This window comes from Flavobacterium microcysteis (assembly GCF_006385255.1).
GTDB lineage: Bacteria > Bacteroidota > Bacteroidia > Flavobacteriales > Flavobacteriaceae > Flavobacterium > Flavobacterium microcysteis.
Genome location: NZ_VFJE01000049.1, coordinates 138,010 through 156,177 on the forward strand (window position 1 = coordinate 138,010; position 18,168 = coordinate 156,177).

15 protein-coding genes and 1 other RNA gene are annotated in these 18,168 nt (G+C 34.9%); 7 read left to right on the forward strand and 9 right to left on the reverse strand.

Annotated features, from left to right (window positions below):
* Positions 1–133 precede the first annotated feature (133 nt).
* Together FJA49_RS02320 and FJA49_RS02325 are read right to left on the reverse strand one after the other, a co-directional pair.
* The gene (locus FJA49_RS02320; RefSeq protein WP_139998433.1) at positions 134–514 is read right to left on the reverse strand and encodes a hypothetical protein; all 381 of its coding nucleotides are present in this window, start codon (positions 512–514) and stop codon (positions 134–136) included.
* A gap of 91 nt (positions 515–605) precedes the next feature.
* A complete protein-coding gene (locus FJA49_RS02325) occupies positions 606–1,808 on the reverse strand; it encodes an NAD(P)-dependent oxidoreductase (protein ID WP_139998435.1) in 1,203 nt (400 codons plus the stop codon).
* A gap of 311 nt (positions 1,809–2,119) precedes the next feature.
* Here FJA49_RS02325 and FJA49_RS02330 point away from each other — a divergent pair, with 311 nt between their 5' ends.
* Together FJA49_RS02330 and ssrA are read left to right on the forward strand one after the other, a co-directional pair.
* Positions 2,120–3,316 carry a serine hydrolase domain-containing protein gene (locus tag FJA49_RS02330; RefSeq protein ID WP_139998438.1) on the forward strand — a complete coding sequence of 399 codons (1,197 nt, stop codon included), beginning with the start codon at positions 2,120–2,122 and terminating at the stop codon, positions 3,314–3,316.
* A gap of 77 nt (positions 3,317–3,393) precedes the next feature.
* Positions 3,394–3,790, forward strand: a transfer-messenger RNA (tmRNA) gene (gene ssrA / locus FJA49_RS02335).
* A 149-nt stretch (positions 3,791–3,939) separates the two neighbouring features.
* On the opposite strand, the gene FJA49_RS02340 is transcribed toward ssrA, so the two are convergent.
* The gene (locus tag FJA49_RS02340) at positions 3,940–5,961 is read right to left on the reverse strand and encodes a sensor histidine kinase (RefSeq protein ID WP_139998440.1); all 2,022 of its coding nucleotides are present in this window, start codon (positions 5,959–5,961) and stop codon (positions 3,940–3,942) included.
* 599 nt (positions 5,962–6,560) lie between these two features.
* Between FJA49_RS02340 and FJA49_RS02345 the strand changes: the two genes are divergently transcribed.
* Positions 6,561–9,263: a T9SS type A sorting domain-containing protein gene (locus FJA49_RS02345; RefSeq protein ID WP_139998442.1), complete on the forward strand. Its 2,703-nt coding sequence runs from the start codon at positions 6,561–6,563 to the stop codon at positions 9,261–9,263.
* 318 nt (positions 9,264–9,581) lie between these two features.
* Here FJA49_RS02345 and FJA49_RS02350 read toward each other — a convergent pair whose 3' ends face one another.
* The 3 genes from FJA49_RS02350 to FJA49_RS02360 form a co-directional block, all read right to left on the reverse strand.
* Entirely contained in the window at positions 9,582–10,022 is a 441-nt protein-coding gene (locus FJA49_RS02350; RefSeq protein WP_139998444.1) for an XAC2610-related protein, read from the reverse strand.
* A 483-nt stretch (positions 10,023–10,505) separates the two neighbouring features.
* Positions 10,506–11,084 carry an NAD(P)H-dependent oxidoreductase gene (locus tag FJA49_RS02355; RefSeq protein ID WP_139998446.1) on the reverse strand — a complete coding sequence of 193 codons (579 nt, stop codon included), beginning with the start codon at positions 11,082–11,084 and terminating at the stop codon, positions 10,506–10,508.
* Between the two features lie 78 nt (positions 11,085–11,162).
* Positions 11,163–11,987: a helix-turn-helix transcriptional regulator gene (locus tag FJA49_RS02360; RefSeq protein WP_139998449.1), complete on the reverse strand. Its 825-nt coding sequence runs from the start codon at positions 11,985–11,987 to the stop codon at positions 11,163–11,165.
* A 569-nt stretch (positions 11,988–12,556) separates the two neighbouring features.
* On the opposite strand from FJA49_RS02360, the gene FJA49_RS02365 reads away from it, so the two are divergent.
* From FJA49_RS02365 to FJA49_RS02380, 4 genes are all read left to right on the forward strand, one after another.
* Positions 12,557–13,909, forward strand: a complete 1,353-nt coding sequence (locus tag FJA49_RS02365; RefSeq protein ID WP_139998451.1) for a TlpA family protein disulfide reductase — start codon at positions 12,557–12,559, stop codon at positions 13,907–13,909.
* 191 nt (positions 13,910–14,100) lie between these two features.
* On the forward strand, positions 14,101–14,901 hold the full coding sequence (locus tag FJA49_RS02370; RefSeq protein ID WP_139998453.1) for a helix-turn-helix domain-containing protein: 801 nt from the start codon (positions 14,101–14,103) through the stop codon (positions 14,899–14,901).
* Between the two features lie 89 nt (positions 14,902–14,990).
* On the forward strand, positions 14,991–15,821 hold the full coding sequence (locus FJA49_RS02375) for a hypothetical protein (protein WP_139998455.1): 831 nt from the start codon (positions 14,991–14,993) through the stop codon (positions 15,819–15,821).
* 90 nt (positions 15,822–15,911) lie between these two features.
* A complete protein-coding gene (locus tag FJA49_RS02380) occupies positions 15,912–16,970 on the forward strand; it encodes a 3-oxoacyl-ACP synthase III family protein (protein WP_139998458.1) in 1,059 nt (352 codons plus the stop codon).
* A 62-nt stretch (positions 16,971–17,032) separates the two neighbouring features.
* Here the strand turns inward: FJA49_RS02380 and FJA49_RS02385 are convergent, their stop codons facing one another.
* From FJA49_RS02385 to FJA49_RS02395, 3 genes are all read right to left on the reverse strand, one after another.
* Positions 17,033–17,224: a cold-shock protein gene (locus tag FJA49_RS02385; protein ID WP_139998460.1), complete on the reverse strand. Its 192-nt coding sequence runs from the start codon at positions 17,222–17,224 to the stop codon at positions 17,033–17,035.
* A gap of 15 nt (positions 17,225–17,239) precedes the next feature.
* Positions 17,240–17,674, reverse strand: a complete 435-nt coding sequence (locus FJA49_RS02390) for a cold-shock protein (RefSeq protein ID WP_139998462.1) — start codon at positions 17,672–17,674, stop codon at positions 17,240–17,242.
* Positions 17,675–17,834: 160 nt separating this feature from the next.
* Positions 17,835–18,110, reverse strand: coding sequence for an RNA recognition motif domain-containing protein (locus FJA49_RS02395; protein WP_139998464.1), 276 nt, complete (start codon positions 18,108–18,110; stop codon positions 17,835–17,837).
* Between the last annotated feature and the right edge of the window lie 58 nt (positions 18,111–18,168).

Consider the following 18,168-nt stretch of genomic DNA (forward strand, 5'->3'; position numbering starts at 1 on the left):
TTGTTATTATAACAAGAAGGCCCGACTAATGTCAGGCCTTTTGTTTTAAGAGCTTTGCGGCTCTGCGCCTTTGCGAGCCTATTTCACGCAAAGACGCAGAGCCGCTAAGTTTGAATGCTATACTTATTAAATCTTACTTCTCTAACTCCCGAACAGTAATATAATTATCGTCCTCCATTTTCCATGAATTCCCTTTTACTTTGATGGTTTCACCAATCGTTACAGAGCGATACTGTTTTGGGTCTTTCAAATTAGGAATACTGATTGTGGCATAATAAATCTTTCCATCTTCTGCAGTCAGGATTGCTGTATAGCCATCTTTCCCTTTGTTGATTTCATTGACTTTGCCTTGCACAGCAATCGTATCATTTTTCTCTTCTTTTCCTTCTTCCTGAGTCCTGATTTTTACGGCTTCTGTTCCGTCTTCCTTAATGGTTGCCTGTTTGTTGGAGTTACAACTAGAAACAGCTATTACCGCTGTAAACACCAATGATTTTAAAAATAGTCTTTTCATAGTGATTATAATTTTCATAAAGATAAAGATAGCGTGGCTAAAAAAGACAAAACAAGGCATAAAAAAAGCCCCGATACTTCGAGGCCTTCTATTATTTACCGTCTACAAACGGCTGTAGGTATTCAAATCTTTTAGTCAGCTTTCCTTTTTCGGTTATTTTGGCACGTTGCAATATGCCGTCTTTATCACCATTAAAAAAGGCCGGGATGACATGCTCCATAAACATTTCACCAAAACCTTCACTGGCATCTTTTGGCAATTCGCAAGGCAGGTTATCAACCGCCATAACTACTATTGCAGCCGGGTGAAAGATTTCAACTTCTTTGTGTTCGCTTGGCAAATAGCCATACAAAGGCTCAGCTATTGTCGAAGCCTTAATTGTTGAAGCAATTGGGCCGTCAACATCGCAAGAAATATCCGCTACGACCTTGATTTTATTGTCTTTCGAGTTAAGCATTTCCCTTGTCAGGATAACCGGTGCACCATTACCATAGAAATGTCCGGCCATAAAAATATCCGCAACTTGTGAAAAACGCTCAAAATCTGAGGTATAGTCTTGCGGATTATTATAAAAATCTTCTTTGTCGATAACGGTTCCATCCATTCGCTTATTGTAGTCCAGTACATCAATCTGAGTATAGACCGGTTCCGTATAGTTCTTGGTTAAAAAGTTTTCAGGCGTTACTTCCTTAATTTTCATTCCGTCAAGAATTTCCTTAGCACCCATCCCTACTTTTCCATGTCCAGTCAAGACAATCTTGATTGGAGGCAGAATTTGTCGTTTCAATCGTGCTACTAAATCACTTTTACCTGAAAGCGTTTCTGCTTTAGGCAGGTTAAACAACTCAAATTTAATCCCGAATGCTCTTATTCCGTTATAGGCTCCAACGATTCCGGCATATCTACCAAAACCAATAAGTCGTCTATTTTCGGCATCCACAATCGTTTCATGGTCATACAAATCAATATTCTTTTCCAGGATGGCCTGCAGGAGTTTGCGGTTGTGTGGCTGTTTTTTTATGGTATGCGAAAAGAAAAAATATTTTTTATCAGGAATCAATGCATCAATCGGAACTTCTTTTACTCCAAAAAACACGTCAGAATCTGAAATATCCTCCGTTACTTGCAAGCCTTGTGACCTGTATTCGTCATCACTGAAGATTCTGATATCTGAACTTTCAACTTTCAGTTCTACTTCCGGGTGTTCTTTTAGTAATCTTGAGGCTTCTTCTGGGGTAAATACTACCCTTCTGTCGGGCGGGGTTTTTCTTTCCTTAATAATTCCGAATTTCATAATAGTTTTTAAAAAATAAAGGGTGGTGTTTCGGTTAATTTTCGAAATGATTGAGAGTATTGCAATATTTTAACAAAATCATTTCTTTAATTATAACTTTATAACTACATCGTTATAATTTGTTCCAAATATAACATTAACCTCCAAGCCTTGCAAAACTTTTAGGTATAAATATTTCATATATTTTCTTAATTAGTTCAGGAAAATGTTAAAGCAAGAATATTGCACAATAAGTTGCTTTTTATTTTGTTAAAGTAGAAACCACAATGTGCCTGTTTTTCTATATTTGCTACCCAACCATTATAATTGCAATGACATTTTCAAAATATATATATCCACTACTTGCTTCGGCATTGTTTTTTACATCATGCCAGGAAAAAAATAAACAGATTGCCTCTAACGAACCAACAGAAAATAATACCGATGCTCTTTCACCCTACAGTATAAAATCAAAAAAGCTTCCAGCCAGCTATGTCAATTCAAAACAAGAGAGTCTGGAGAAATTTTATGAAAAAAACTGGCCTAATAATTCCATGAATGGCGGTTTTCTGGTAGCTAAGAACGGGCAGATTATTTTTGAAAAGTATGAAGGCAAGTCTAATTTTTCAAAAGACGAGGCTATTGATGCGAACACTCCGCTACACATCGCTTCCGTTTCTAAAGTATTGACAGCAACAGCTATACTAAGACTCATAGACAGGGAGAAATTACATCTGGAAGACAAGGTCAATTCGCTTCTTCCAACGTTTCCTTATGACGAAATTACCATCAAGATGTTATTGAGCCACAGAAGCGGCTTGCCAAACTATGCTTATTTTGCAGATGATACTAAAGTCTGGAATCGTTCAAAAATGCTTCATAACCAAGATATTCTTGATTTGCTGGCCCAGCATAAATTCGGATTGTATTTCAAGCCTGACAGAAAGTTTGGCTACTGCAACACCAATTATGCTATCCTGGCATTGGTAATCGAAAAGATTACAGGAAAAAATTATCGCGAGGCCATGAAAGAAATGATCTTTGAACCACTCGGAATGAAAAACACCTTTGTGTACGATTACTCAAAAGACAAGGAAACAGCAAGTCTTTCTTATAAAGGCAACAAAGTACTTTATGAACTGAATCATCTGGATGATGTATATGGCGACAAGAACATCTATTCTACGCCACGTGACCTGCTCAAATTTGACATGGCTACCTATTCAGATAAATTCCTGAATCCGGTATTGGTCAGCGAAGCGTTCAAAGGTTACAGCTACGAACATAGAGGTACAAAAAATTATGGGCTTGGTATTCGTATGCTGGAATGGGAAACCGGCGAACAGCTATTTTACCATAACGGATGGTGGCATGGAAATACATCTTCGTATGTAAAACTGAAAAAAGACACGGTGGCACTCTTTGCCATTTCAAACAAATACACTCTAAAGACTTATAAAATATGGAAATTGGCGCCTCTTTTTGGCACTTATCCGATTAAACTTGACAAAGACGACGTAATCAATTAGCAGGAATTGGAAATGTAGTTTTTTTGACTACTTTTGCGGTATGGTTTTTGCTTTATAGCAGAGTTCTTAAACATAATGGGGTCGACTGGTTTTGACAGCGAGTCGAATTGAAAAGTAAGCACGTCGAGAACTGGGACAATTCTCGTTACTAAATGGTCCTACACTTTTACACGGCGAAAATAATTACGCTTTAGCTGCTTAATCCGAATTATAGTACGATTTGCCTAGTTCCTGCAAGGCAGGAAAGCTAGATTCTCCTTGAAAGCCTTGGTTTGTGGCGTTCTTAAAAGGGGAACCGTAAAAATAAACCTAGAAACAGTCAAGCTTCGGGGCTGTTTTGACAACTAAGAAGATAAGCATTGTGTGGCTGTTCCTGGCCTTGCACAATGACGAAAATCCAATCAGGAACTAAACGTGTAGAAAGCCTTTTGGTTGCTTGTTTGGACGGGAGTTCGACTCTCCCCGACTCCACAAAAAAATCCCCATCGAATTGATGGGGATTTTTTGTTGTTAAAAGGTTGGTGGTAATAACATCAATCAACCAAAGAAAAAAGCACCAATCTCACCTCTAACGGCCATTATCATCGGGGCTTTCCGAATAATATACAGTGATAAAACATGATTTAGTGCTCACTTGGAAATACTACAGAAAATCTGACACTATTTTCCTTTCTGTCAATATGAAAAGTTCCGCCATTGTTTTTAACGTATTCTTTGCACAACACCAGACCAAGCCCTACGCCCATTTCATTTCCGGTGCCACGCGTAGCACTTGCCATTTTATCCCCATTCATCTTATCCATATCAATATCCAGATTGTCTTCAACCTCATTTTCTACCGAAAAGCTCACGCCTTCTGTTGTAGATTGCAGGTTAAACCAAATCCGTCCATCAGGCGGGGTGAACTTGATGGCATTATCAATCAGATTTCGCAACACAATGTTTATCTGATTGCGATCGGCAGTAATTGTATTAGCGTCCTTGACAAGCTGTTCCATTTGAATGCCTTTCTGTTTAATCAGAGGAAGATATAGCAACAATAATTCATCAAATACGGGCTTTAATTCAAAACTATCCTTGCTAGTTACCATTCCGCCCATCTGACTTTGCGCCCAATACAACAGGTTATCCAGTGTACTATTTACCGATTTGATCGTTTTTTTATTCTCTTCGAGCAGCTCCTGTAACTCTTCGGAAGTCAATAGCTTCATATCGCTCAGCGTCAAGATACCCAGCAGACTGTTTAATGGGCTTCTGAGATCGTGTGCAACAATCGAAAAGAGTCTGTTCTTGACAGCATTGGAACTCTCGAGCTGCTTAATGGTACTGTTGAGCTGCAGCGTACGTTCGTCTACCTTTTCTTCCAACCGCTGGTTCTGCGTTCTTACCAGGAACAGGTTCTCGTCCCTTACCTTTTGTTCAGCTCTGATAATCATCTTGTACCGATCGCCCAATGCGAAGGAAAGCAGTAGCAATTCGAGGGTAGAGCCAATAGGCACCAATTGAATCGTGAACTCACTCGACGGAATTACCCCGCCCAAACTTAGGGTAACAATTGCTACGGTTACCCAGATAAAGAACCAGGCGACAATATAATATTTTGCTGGCTTGTGTCCGTTCCTATAGGCTATTACGCCTGCAATCCATGCCACTATTGCAACCGTAACGGTCAACAGCTGGGCAATTACAGTTGCTGTGTGTTTGAATCCCAATGCACTGACAAAGAAAAGAAGTATTCCCACCCCCCCGATTACATAGAATAGACTTAGCATTTTAGGTGCCCTTCGCTTCAGGTGGAGGAATTTGTTGCAGAACAGCAGTGAAGCTACTACCGAAAAGCTCAAGAGTATATGGGGATACTTATTTAAAAAAATCCTTAGTTCATCGCCGAAGATGAAACTATAGCCCCTGATGTAAATCAGCAGGTAGCTCGATAACGTCAGCACATATATTGCATAATAAAGATAGGTGACATCCCTAATACTGACAAACAGGAAAAGGTTGAATAGCAAGAGTCCTATCAGCAAACCGATATAGATATATTCGATGCCCAATTTGAACTCCTGTCCCTGTATCACACTTTCTGCGGTTGCAAGCTTTATGGGTGCCAGCAGGATATTGTTGGTCTTTAACCTTAGATAGATAGTTTCCTTCTCAATCTTTGAGGCGACCGGAAGATTTAGCATAAAGTTATTTCGGACAAACACATTGGGCTGCCTGGTCCTGAGGCATCCCGTTTTCATAACGACCGGACGACCTATGCTGTCGGTTGCGAATGCATCGATATATTCGATATTGGGCGCATCAATAATAAGATAAAGGGGTAAGTCCCGTTGTGCAGTGTAACTGATCTTTATCCACCAAGCTGAAGAAGTATTGCCAAAATTCAAGATTTCATGGTCGCCTCTTGTAAATTCCGCATCGGAAAGCTTTTTGACATCATCCAGCGACATCGTCGCACTTTTGTCCTCCACATAGGAAAGCTCTTTACCAATATTTTGATAACTGAAATCATTAGCCGACTGCCCGCTGCAGCATAGCGAAAAAAACAGCAAAAAAAAGGTCGCTCCTATAGTGAAATGGGCATTTGTCCTGAAGCTAATTTTATTTAGTAAACAGCTTTTCAAAAAATCTCCTTGCAACATATTTCAAAATCTAAAATTAGCAGATGACAAAAATAGTACAAAAACCGTATGTTCTTTGTAAGGTTCTATATCAAAAGATTACCTTAAGGTTACCTACAATAAAAACACATCTGTCGCATTTAAAGTTTTTGGTGGAAGTTCCGATATTAATTAAGCATCGAGCTAAAGTACCGACATCAGATCAACGACGGAGTCCTTTCCTTCTTTCTGGCTTGAATATTTCATTCAACCTGTCTCCATAGCACTAATATTCTCTCCTATTGAACTTTATTTCACAGAATTTACATTATTGTTTTAGCCGTTCAAAGAAAGATAAAAGAGAAATAAGGAGTTCGACTGACATCCCAATCACTCCACAAAAAACCTTGTAAAACACTTATTTTACAAGATTATAATGTCTATTTTGGAAGAGTAAAAGAAAGAGAAAAACTCAAGAAAATTGAACGCAGGAATGAGTATCAAAAATCAAAATTATTAACCAAGCAAAAAATGATATATCTTTGATTTTTTAACTAAACACTCACTTAGAAAAAGTCAAATTTAGTTTGAATACGTACATTTATAATAAAATTATATTAATTGTTGAAGTCCTAATTTTTATGAAAAAAATTTTAATCCTGTTATTTTTACTCCCAAGTTTTTTATACTCCCAAGATGGCACAATAGACCTAGGCTTTAATAATCCTGTACATCTTAATAATCCTATATATAATGGTTTTAGTAGTTTGGGTTCTAGTGGCGGGGCTGAAATTTATACAACTAAAATATTAAGAAATGGAAAAATTGCTGTTTATGGCGATTTTAATGTTTACCAGGGAATTCCTACTAACAAATTAGCGATTTTGAACCCGGATGGTTCTTTGGATACGTCTTTTAATGTTGGATTAGGCCCAGATTATGTTGATCAATATTATGGAAGCTCATCTATGATTTGTGAGCAACCTGATGGAAAACTTATAGTTGTAGGGAGTTTTACAACATTTAATGGGGTAAGTAAAAAAAATATTGTCCGTTTAAATCTTGATGGGACAATTGATACAAGTTTTAATGTTGGAACTTCGTCTAATGGTTACATAACATGTGTCAAGATTCAGAGTGATGGCAAGATTTTGTGTGGCGGAGAATTTACACAGTTTAATGGTCAACCGTATGCAAGTATGGTTAGATTGAACACTAACGGAACTATTGACAATAGTTTTAATATTGGACTTGGCTTTAAAAATATCATTAATTCTTTTACTGAAAATGGAATAATTAAAACTATCGATATTCAAAATGATAATAAAATTATTGTGGGTGGTAAATTTCTTAAATTTAATAATTTCATAAAAATTAATCTTGTCAGATTAAATAGTAATGGAACGATAGATAACAGTTTTAATATTGGTATTGGAGGAGGAAATAATACGACAAATGGCACAAACAATGGTCAGATTTACAGAGTAATTTATGACAATTCCTTAAACAAAATTTATATAACTGGAATCATTAACAATTTCAACGGCAATCCAAGTTATAACCTATTGCGATTAAATATTGATGGAACTATTGATACAACATTCAATTTCACAAGTGTAATTGGCTATAATGGATTGAACAGCAATGGATATATTTATGATATGAATTTACAATCCAATGGAAAAATACTATTGGGAGGAGAAGGTATTAATTTAAACAATTGCACAGGTAGTTATTGTAGTAGGATAGTACAAGTAAATCAAGATGGCACAATAGATACTACTTTTGACTGTAAGTTAGTGGGCACCTACACAAGAGTTTACTCTATTGATTCAATTAACGATTCCATTATTGTTTCTGGTCAATTTACTTCGGTTAACTTTGAACCAATATATAAAGGTAGCATAGTAAAAGTTTTACAAAATGGATTAACGGATTTGAGTTTTAATCCTAATTTAGGTACAGATCCATATACGCCATCTTTTGCGTCATCAATTAGTTTAAACGATGGTAATATAATAGCAAATCCGACTTATTCCATAAATTACGTGTATCCAAATGGAGATACAAATGGCATTTACAATGAACGAATTACAGCTGGTTTAATAAAAATAAATTCAGACGGATCTATCCATCAAAATGACTATGCTAATTTCTTAACATCTAATTTATACTCCTATTACTTAACGAAAGACAATGCCTCGAATCTTATTTCTTCAAATCCTTTTACTAAAAAAATAGGAGAAAATGGTTTGATTAATAATTCATTTGCGTCAACCGCTTCTATAATTGCCCCCTATAATGTTAATATTTTTGTTTGCGACCATGCCCTTCAAAATGATGGAAAAATAATTATTGGTGGAAATTTCAGGTATTCTTCTCCGGGCAATGGTTCTTACAGACAACGCTTGATGAGAGTAAACTCCAATGGAACATTAGACACAAGTTTTAATATAGGAAAAGGCATAAACGGAATATCTGTTGCAGGAACAGAAGGATATTCTGTAAATACTATTGCATTGGTACCAAACAACAAAATTGTTCTAGGAGGAGTTTTTACAGATTATAATGACAATATAATTTCAAATATAGTTAGATTAGATAGCAATGGAACTTTTGATCCTACATTTAATTCCGGAACAGCATTTAACAGTGACGTTTACAAAATCATATACCAGCAAGATATTGAAAAATTAATAGTTATAGGAAAATTCACAAGCTATAATTCATCCAATTCAAACTATATCATACGGCTTAATAACGACGGAACTATTGATCCTACTTTTACATCGCCGTTTGCTATTGGTTCAACTAATTCACGCGTTGTGAATATGGTTATACAGCCAGATAATAAATATATAATTTCGGGTAAGATTGACGGTGTTGAGTTTTTAAAGCGATTAAATTCCAATGGAACAATTGATACTTCATTTGCTAATAGCACATACACAGCTGTACAAAATAGTTTTGGGGACTATGATCTAGTTAGAAATATAAGTTTATTGCCAAATAATAAAATTTTAATTTCAGGCAATTTTAACCATATAAATAGTACAAGAAGAGATGGAATAGCTGTTCTTAATAATTCCCCATTCTTAAGTACTGATACATTTAATAAAAATTCATTACATAATATTTACATCTATCCTAACCCCGTAACTAATGAATTTGAATTTAATTCTCTTATTGAAGAAGTTTCAATATATTCTCTTGAAGGAAGATTTATAAAAAAATTTAAAGACTACGAGACCAAATTTAATATTAATGAGTTAAAAGAAGGGGTGTATATTTTAAAAATCAAAAATCAAAAATCATTCACTCACCTAAAATTAATTAAAAATTAAACAGTATTAGGTTTAAAAAAATGACAGTTTATAAAATAGATTAAGACTTGAAAAATACATTGCATTTTCAACTCATTGGACCCGATAAATCTCTTTCTGATTTTGTGCATTGTTTTACTTCCTTGTAAAATTTTCCAAATCAACAAGAAGCGGTAATACTTGTTTTTACTTGTCAACAACCTACATAGTCATCAACAATTCAATACTCCCTGACTCCAACACAAAAGACGATTTAACTTAATTAAGTTAAATCGTCTTTTTTATTTAAACAAATAAAATCAAATAGAACTATAGCGCCAAACGTTGTTAGCAGTAGCTTTAGTAATACTTAACTCCGCTTTCGACATACTTTCCATTGATTAATTTTCGATGATACACAACTTCCGGATTAATTGAATCAGGTGTGCTGTATCTGACAGTTTGTTCTTTTAAAATAATTTGGTCATTTTTCCAAAAATAGGTTTCAGAGTGAAATACTTGAAGAGCTATTCTCCATTCTGAATGAATTTCTTTTTTATTTTTGTCAAAACCAGCATTATAGATACTGTCCAGGGATTTAATGTGTTTATATTTTTTTAAATTCTTTTTATACACCCAATGAGTATGTGATGAATTATATGCTCCCTTGTAGTTTATGAGGCTAATGTCATCAAAACCATCAAAATTAATATCTTCGTCTACTAATAAACAATATTCTGTTTCCCAATCTGATAAAAAAGTTTCTTTTTTTAATTTAATTTTCTGAATAGTTTTATCCAATTTGTTTTGTATTACGATTGAATCAAAAAAAACATGTTTATTCTGGTCTTTAGAATAGAACAGATTAACAAAACTCTCCCTATTCTCATTTTTAATGACATAAACGGAATCATTCAATTTATTCTTAAAATCGCTTTCTAATTCTGTAGTGTCTTTTTTACTTATTACCTCGTTTGTTTTAATAATTGCATTTTCATCATGCTTTTTAGTACAACTAATTAAAAAAAGAATACGATAAGATATTTAAATAGGAGCCATTTTACGATTTTTTCAAAAGTTGTTGAAGGTTCCGCAGCTTGGCGGTGGTGGTATAAAATTATTATAAAGCTTCTAAGTTCAAAAGGTTTCTACCGGTTATTGCTCAAAAACGGCTGTTGGCCTACTTTTTTCTTATCCTCTAATGTTAATGATAATTTGTTTTCCAGAATCTACTTAATCCTTTGTTTTACAAGAAATTGTTTTTTCATAAGAATACCCATTTTTTTAGTTTTGGGTATAGGCATCAATAATTTTGGAAGTCCACTCCCCGACCATCTCCTCCGTAGTCCGATCGGCACGGTCAAAAAAGAAATGCTGCTTGATGTTGAAACCGCAATAGGTATAGATACCTTTATCCGAAGTTAGTTTTAGCGCATTATCCATTCCTATCTGTTCGTATTCCGCTGCCGACTTTCCATGCGAATTGATGATGTAGGCCAATTTGTCGCCCAGCAATCCCTTTTGTACGCCCTGATCATAACGGTAGGCAAAACCATAGCTGAACACCCGGTCAATATAGCCTTTCATAATGCCCGGCATGCCTGTCCACCAGATGGGATAGATAAAGGTAATGACATCGGCCCACGTGATATATTCTTGCTCCTTCTTAACTTCTTCACTAACTGTTCCCCTGCGTTGTCCTTCCATGTCTTCCAGAGATAGTACAGGATTAAAGCCAATTTGATACAAATCCCTCACTATTACTTCGTGGTTCTGTTGCCTAAGTGTTTTTTCTACAGTTTGTCTAAAGTGGCTGTTCAGGCTTGCTCCATTGGGATGGGCATAAATTATAAGATGTTTCATGTTTTTGCTTTTTAAATGATTATCTGAAGCAAAAGTAGAAGGCCTGCAAATGGGAAAATTGTAAGAAAACGAAAACCGCTAATCAGAAGCGGCCTGGCAAATGTCTTGCTGGAACTTCAAAAAGGTTTTGGGAGAAAAGCCCAAAAAATGTTGAAAATCATGAATAAGCTGGCTTTGGTCATAATAACCGCACTGACTGATGATTTCAAACCAGTCGATTTCGTTTGCGGAGGCTGTTGCCTGCTCAATAAGACCTATTGCCTTTATAAAACGCTGGTATCTGTTGACTTCCTTTGCGCTATAGCCAAAATATTTCTTTTGGGCCAGTTGGATATTCCGCTCGCTCTGCCCCATTTCCTCGGCAACAGATTTAATGGGGTTTACATGACCTGATTTGAGGTTGGCCAACAAAGTAGAAACTGTATTTTGTAATTTTAGATACGGTCTGCAAAAGTCCAGGATACGGTTTATTTTTTCAATATCCGTAGCAATATTGTTTAGCTGGTGCCACAAGTAGGTAAAACAATTTTCCTCCATGGCTTTGTCCGGATGGATAGGCAGATGGTCGGAAAGAAAGGCCCTGCCAAAAAAGCGATAGAAAGCATCTCCTTTAAAATTAGCGACCAGTATTTTCGCCCCAGCCGAAAGCGTATATTCAAACGCTTGCTTGATAGGTCCCAGCACTATGCATTTGTCTACCTCTATTACCGTACCTAGTTTGGAAACCAACGAGGCAGGAGTTCCAAAATTAAAGACCATAATGGTTTGGAATGACGGCAACAAAATTCTGGTTAGGGAGACTTCGGTAGTATTCTCGGCAATATAGAAATGGGAAAACACGTCCTCAAACTCTAGTGGAACGGGAAGTCTATAATTTTGATATGTCTGCTCGTCTGACTCCATTATCCCTTTTCCTTAAGGGTATCGTAAACATATGTAAACTCACTTAGCTATAGGTTGGTTTCTAGCCATCCTTTTATTTTCTATTTTAAATTTGGTTTCAATATTCTCTTTCTGAAATAAATCAACATAAACAACAGCAAAACACAAACAGCAAACAGTATTTTCAAATTTCTAATTGTATCACAAAGATTTTCACCGCTAACATTTGAAACACAATCAGTAATATTTTCAGTTTCATATTTCAAACTTACCATTGTGTTTAAAATTGCGTATGGTGTTATCAGAATTCCTAGGATTGGAATTCCAATTAACAAGAAATAAATTAGTTTACGTATATTCATTTTGGTTTCAGTTAAGGGCATAGCCTGTTTATATGCAATATTGGAGTTGATACCTTCTTTACTATAAAAACTAAGATAATATTCTTCAAGGGATATCAGGTGTTTTTTAAACGAAAAATATTTCTCTCGTCTACTTTAATACACCAACCTAAAATATACTTCAAATCTAATTTTTAACGTTGTTTAATTAAAGTAAGTATATTTGATTTAAACTTAAGATATAGATTTATGAAAAAACTAATTCCGTTTGCCTTATCCTTGCTTTTATTTTCATGCGCTAAAGAAGTCGCTCCAGAATACACAATCATTTCGGGAAAGATGACTAATGCTGAAGACGGCAAATTTGCCATTAGAGGAAATTCTTTCCAAAAAGAAATCAGTGTAAAAGAAGACGGAAGTTTTACGGATACGCTTCAGATAGGATATAACGGAACATACGAAATTGGAAGACAAAACATTTATCTCCACAAAGGCAAAAATCTCTCTTTTGATGCTAATTTCGAAAAACTGAATGATATTACATTTACAGGAGATTTAGCTGCCGAAAACAATTATATTGCTAAAAAAGGAAAACTTCAGGAAGAAATAATAGGTAGTGATGCCAAAACTCTTTTTTCTCTTAATGAAACCAATTATTTGGCAAAAATTGACGAATTGGCTAAAAAACGCACTAAACTATTAGAAGGCAGTACTTTTACAGTTAGCGATTTTAAGGATAAAGAAGCTAAAAACTTAAATTACCATAAAGAATATCTTTTAAAAATTTATCCTGATTATCATGGCGTTTTTGCAGGAAATGAAAATTTTAAAGTTTCTGAAAATTATCCAAAAACTAATGAAACTATTGATTTTGACAACGGAGCTGATTTCGATTTTTCAACACCTTATCGTCAACTTGTCCTAACACATTTTGATGATGAAACCCAGAAAGAAGCCAAAAAAAGTGGAGATTTTCATGATGTTATGATAGCAAAAATAAAAGCACTAAAAAATCAAAATATTAAAAATGCTTTGGCAGAAACGTTTTCCTACGAAGTCTCTCTTTCTAATCAAAAAATGGAACCATTTTATAAGGGGCTTTTATCTATTTCAACAGATGAGAATTTCAAAAAAGAGTTGACTGAAAAATACAATAAATTAAAAAAGCTTACCAAGGGAAATCCCTCTCCAAAATTCAATTATGAAAACATCAAAGGCGGAACAACCTCACTTGACGATTTAAAAGGAAAGTTTGTTTATATCGATGTTTGGGCAACCTGGTGCGGCCCCTGCATGGAAGAACTTCCGTTTATGATAGCAATTGAAAAGAAATATCATGACAAAAACATTGCTTTTGTAAGCATTTCTGTTGATGAGAAAAAAGACTCTGAAAAATGGAAAAAAGTTGTCACACAGAGAGAAATGCAAGGAATTCAACTCCATGCGGATAACGCATTTCAATCTCAATTTGTTACGGATTATGCCATTGATGGTATACCTCGTTTTATTTTAATCGACCCTAACGGAAATATTGTTGCAGGTGACGCTCCCAGACCATCTGAAGAACAATTAGTCAAATTATTTACAGAGCTTGGTATTTAATTAATAAACTCAAGAATAGAAACATCTAAAAAGTTTTTTTAGTTATTAAAGCCTGCAAAAATTATATTTGCAGGCTTTTTTGTATGTCACGTTAAGGCGTCATACTACCCTATCTTTGTAATTAATGACAGGAACAATTCATGGAGAGCACTGCATTTCCAGACATTAAAATTTACACGCAGTAAACACTAATGAAACTACATTTTTATAAACCAAACAGTACAATTTTAGAAAAGTATATTGAGGGTTACTACTTCATCTCTGAAGATAAAAGCCTAAGTCCGGTAAAATATCGAACTTTCCCCAATAACTTTTGCATACTGACTACCAACCAGAATATAGCGGTTGAAGTCAAAAATAATGAAGTTACGATACAGTCTTCGGCAGAAGAAAACATGATGACTTGTGTGGTATCTCGCTATACATCGCCCATACAGATTCATTATAAGCATCCTATAAATGAAATCACCATTTACTTTAAGCCTTTAGGAATCAATCACTTTTTAGAGGATACCAAAGAAGTATTTTCGAATAATACGATTTTGGATTTTACCTTTTTCCCGGATTTTAATGCTAAAATATTAGCGATTTTCAGTTTAGATAGAGACAAGCAGATTCAGGAATTGGAAGATTATTTAGTCTCAAAACTGCGAGCCAAAGACTTTTCATTAATTGAAAAAATACTTGCTGATATTGAGACCGATATCAAAATTGAAGACATTGCCAAAAAGCATCATATTACAAGACAGTATCTTAATAAGATATTTAAAAAACATGTGGGTAAATCGCTTTCAGAGTATAGAAAAATACACCGTTTCAGGAACTCACTGATTCAACAAAAAGAGAGCAAAAACTTCACCGATTTATCGTTATTCGGTTTTTATGACCAATCTCATTTTATCAGAAACTTTAAGGAACTAGCCGAGATTAATCCGCAACTATTTTTTAAAAATGTCGATCTGGACAAGGAAAATAAATGGCTTTTTATTTAAGTGTTTCCATTAGTACAATCCTATGATTGGAAGACGGCCTAATTTTGCAGTATAACACAAAAACAGGGTTTACCACATAATTTAAAAACATGGATTTAAAAAAGGCACATTTATACCTCTATACATTTTGTCGGTATTTTTTAGCAACGATGATAATTTCGTATGCATTTGCTAAAATATTTGAAACACAGTTTACCTCACAACCTAGCATCTACGACAAGCCAATAGGTTCATTAAGCGGTTTCCAGCTTACGTGGTATTATTATGGATATTCCTATTGGTACGGACTTGTAATAGCCACCACGCAAATAATCAGTTCTATACTATTATTTTTTAGGAAAACCACAAGAATCGGAATCATCCTGTTTCTCACCTTTATGGTTAATATTCTTTTGATGGATTTTGCTTATGATATACAGGGAGCAAAAGGAATGGCACTGACATTAACCCTAATGGCTTTGTTTGTGTTGTTATCCGATTATAAGGCTTTATTTAAATATTTTGTTCAGGAACCGCCATTATTTCAAGATAGTGACAGGCCTATACGAATGAACAAAATGAGCAAAATCAAATTCATTTACATACCGCTCGTATTCATTGGTTTCTTTGTTTTAATAAGCACTTTAAAGAATAAGTATATGGGTAAAAACGAGTTCTATGGAACTTGGGAGAATGTCGAAACAGCAGAAAGATTGCATTTTGAAGCTGCCAATACTTTTCAAATCAACAAAAAAAATGAATTAGAAAATTTTGCAAATGGTAAATATACATTCACAAAAGACTCTTTAGCTTTACTAAATGCTACTAAAACTGCACCAGAAAAAACAGAGAAGTATTTAAAAGGAAAGTACAAATTAACGGGAAACAATCTAATTATAATGACTCAAAACAGTACCTTGAAGTTCAAAAGAATCAGATAATAAATCGCATATAATCTAAAATCATTATATTTACTGCATCACTTTAATTCTCTTCATAAATGAAGTTACTGTAAAAAGTGACCTTTTTTGATGACGAGTAAAATTATCGGGGTGGGAAACTATATTCCTTCCCAAACCATTACCAATCTATTTTTTGATAAGCATCACTTTTTAGACCAAACGGGATATGCTTTAAAACAAGACAACGCAACCATTGCCACCAAACTGAAAGAAATTACGGGTATTGAAGAAAGGCGTTATGCTACTTCTGATCAGGTCGCTTCTGACTTAGGTTTTTTTGCCGCTCAATCCGCTATAGAAGATTCAGGAATCGACCCAGAAACATTAGACTACATTATTTTTGCACATAATTTTGGCGATGTCAGAACAGGAACAATTCAATCTGATATGGTTCCAAGTCTTGCTGCACGAGTCAAACATCTTTTAAAAATCAAAAATAATTTTTGCGTAGCCTATGATGTCTTGTTCGGATGTCCGGGATGGATTGAAGGTATGATACAGGCCAATGCCTTTATTAAATCCGGAATAGCCAAAAGATGCCTTGTTATAGGCGCAGAAACCCTTACTCGTGTGGTCGACATTCACGATAGGGATAGTATGATTTATGCTGATGGTGCGGGTGCTGCTATTCTTGAAGCCAGTACTGACGAATCGGGGATGAAATCCCACATATCGGGTTCTTTCACCCTAAATGAGAAAGATTATCTTCATTTTGGGAAATCCTATAATATTGATAATTGCCCTAGTGTACGCTACCTAAAAATGGAAGGTAAAAAGATCTATGAGTTTGCTCTTTTGAACGTTCCTAGCGCAATGCAGAAATGTCTGGACAATAGCGGTTATTCAATAAATGACCTTACTAAAATAATAATCCATCAGGCTAATGAAAAGATGGATGAAGCGATCGTAAACCGTTTTTACAAACTTTACAACACTCCGGTACCTGAAAATATAATGCCAATGGTTATTCATAAGCTTGGAAATAGCAGCGTAGCTACAATTCCATCGTTGCTAACCATGATTTTAAAAGACGAATTGCCTCAGCATTCTATCAAAAAAGGCGATGTTGTCCTTTTTGCTTCCGTAGGAGCCGGCATGAACGTCAATGCTTTTGTCTATACGTTTTAAAAATAAAAAAGGTGTATAAAATAAAATTATTTATACACCTTTTTACAAACTAGTACAGGTAATTACTTTCTTTTGACATTTACAGCGATTAAGCCTTTTTGTCCTTTTTCTATATCAAAAACTACTTTGTCGTCTTCACGAATTTTATCTAATAATCCAGTACTGTGGACAAAAATATCCTCATTACTTCCTTCTTGTGAAATGAAACCAAATCCCTTAGTTTCATTAAAAAATTTTACTGTGCCTTCTTGCATCTTTTTTTTAATTTGTTATTTATTACTTTTTATGTCAGTTGCCTGATATCCTTTTACTGTTTTTTCTTTTCTGTATTGTACCTTATCATTTTTCTTGACAGGTTCATTTAATTGTCCGTAATGAAAGAAGATATTTTCATTGCTGCCTTCTTCTGTAATAAAGCCATATCCTTTTTCACTCATGTAAGAAACTACTCCAGAGAAAACTGTATCTGCTGTAATTGCTTCTGCTTCTTTAGCTTGTTTTGCTCTTGCAGCATCTTCTTCCCTATTCTGGGCATGTGGTGGTAATGAAGTGAAATTCCCATTGATATCGACATAAACAATCATGTCGTCAAGTTCTTTCCCTTTATTGTTATTTGTCTTTCGTTCTTCTCTTCTGGATATTTTATCCTGTTGTTTTTTTTGTTTTTTCTTGTTGTTTTCTTTCTTAAAAAACGAATCTGCCATGCTGGGTTTTTAGTTTAAATGGGATATGAAGATAAGCTTTCGAATGCATTACCATTCACATACACTTCTTCCGATTCGCCGAACATAGGTTTCAGAAACATTCGACGATTGATAATTTACAATATGTGGCGCTCAGGCCAAAAATGAAATAGGGATCGATCTAGTAGCGTTTTTTATTAAAACGGTTATCGTTTTCTTTTGGCAATGCTTCTTTTACTGCCATTGTACGTGAGTCAAGTTCTGATTCGTTCAGGTTGTTGATTGCATTCTGTGCTTCCTCATTATCAGGCATTTCTACAAAGGCAAACCCTCTTGAGTTTCCTGAAAATTTGTCTGTAATGATTTTAGCTGAAGTAACTTCACCAAAAGCAGCAAACAAGTCAAACAATTGTTCTTCAGTAGTCCTAAAATTCAGGTTGCCAACAAAAATATTCATAAGTAAATAAAATTAAGATTAAAAAAATGGCACCTGAAAAAGCAAAAACTGAGAGAGA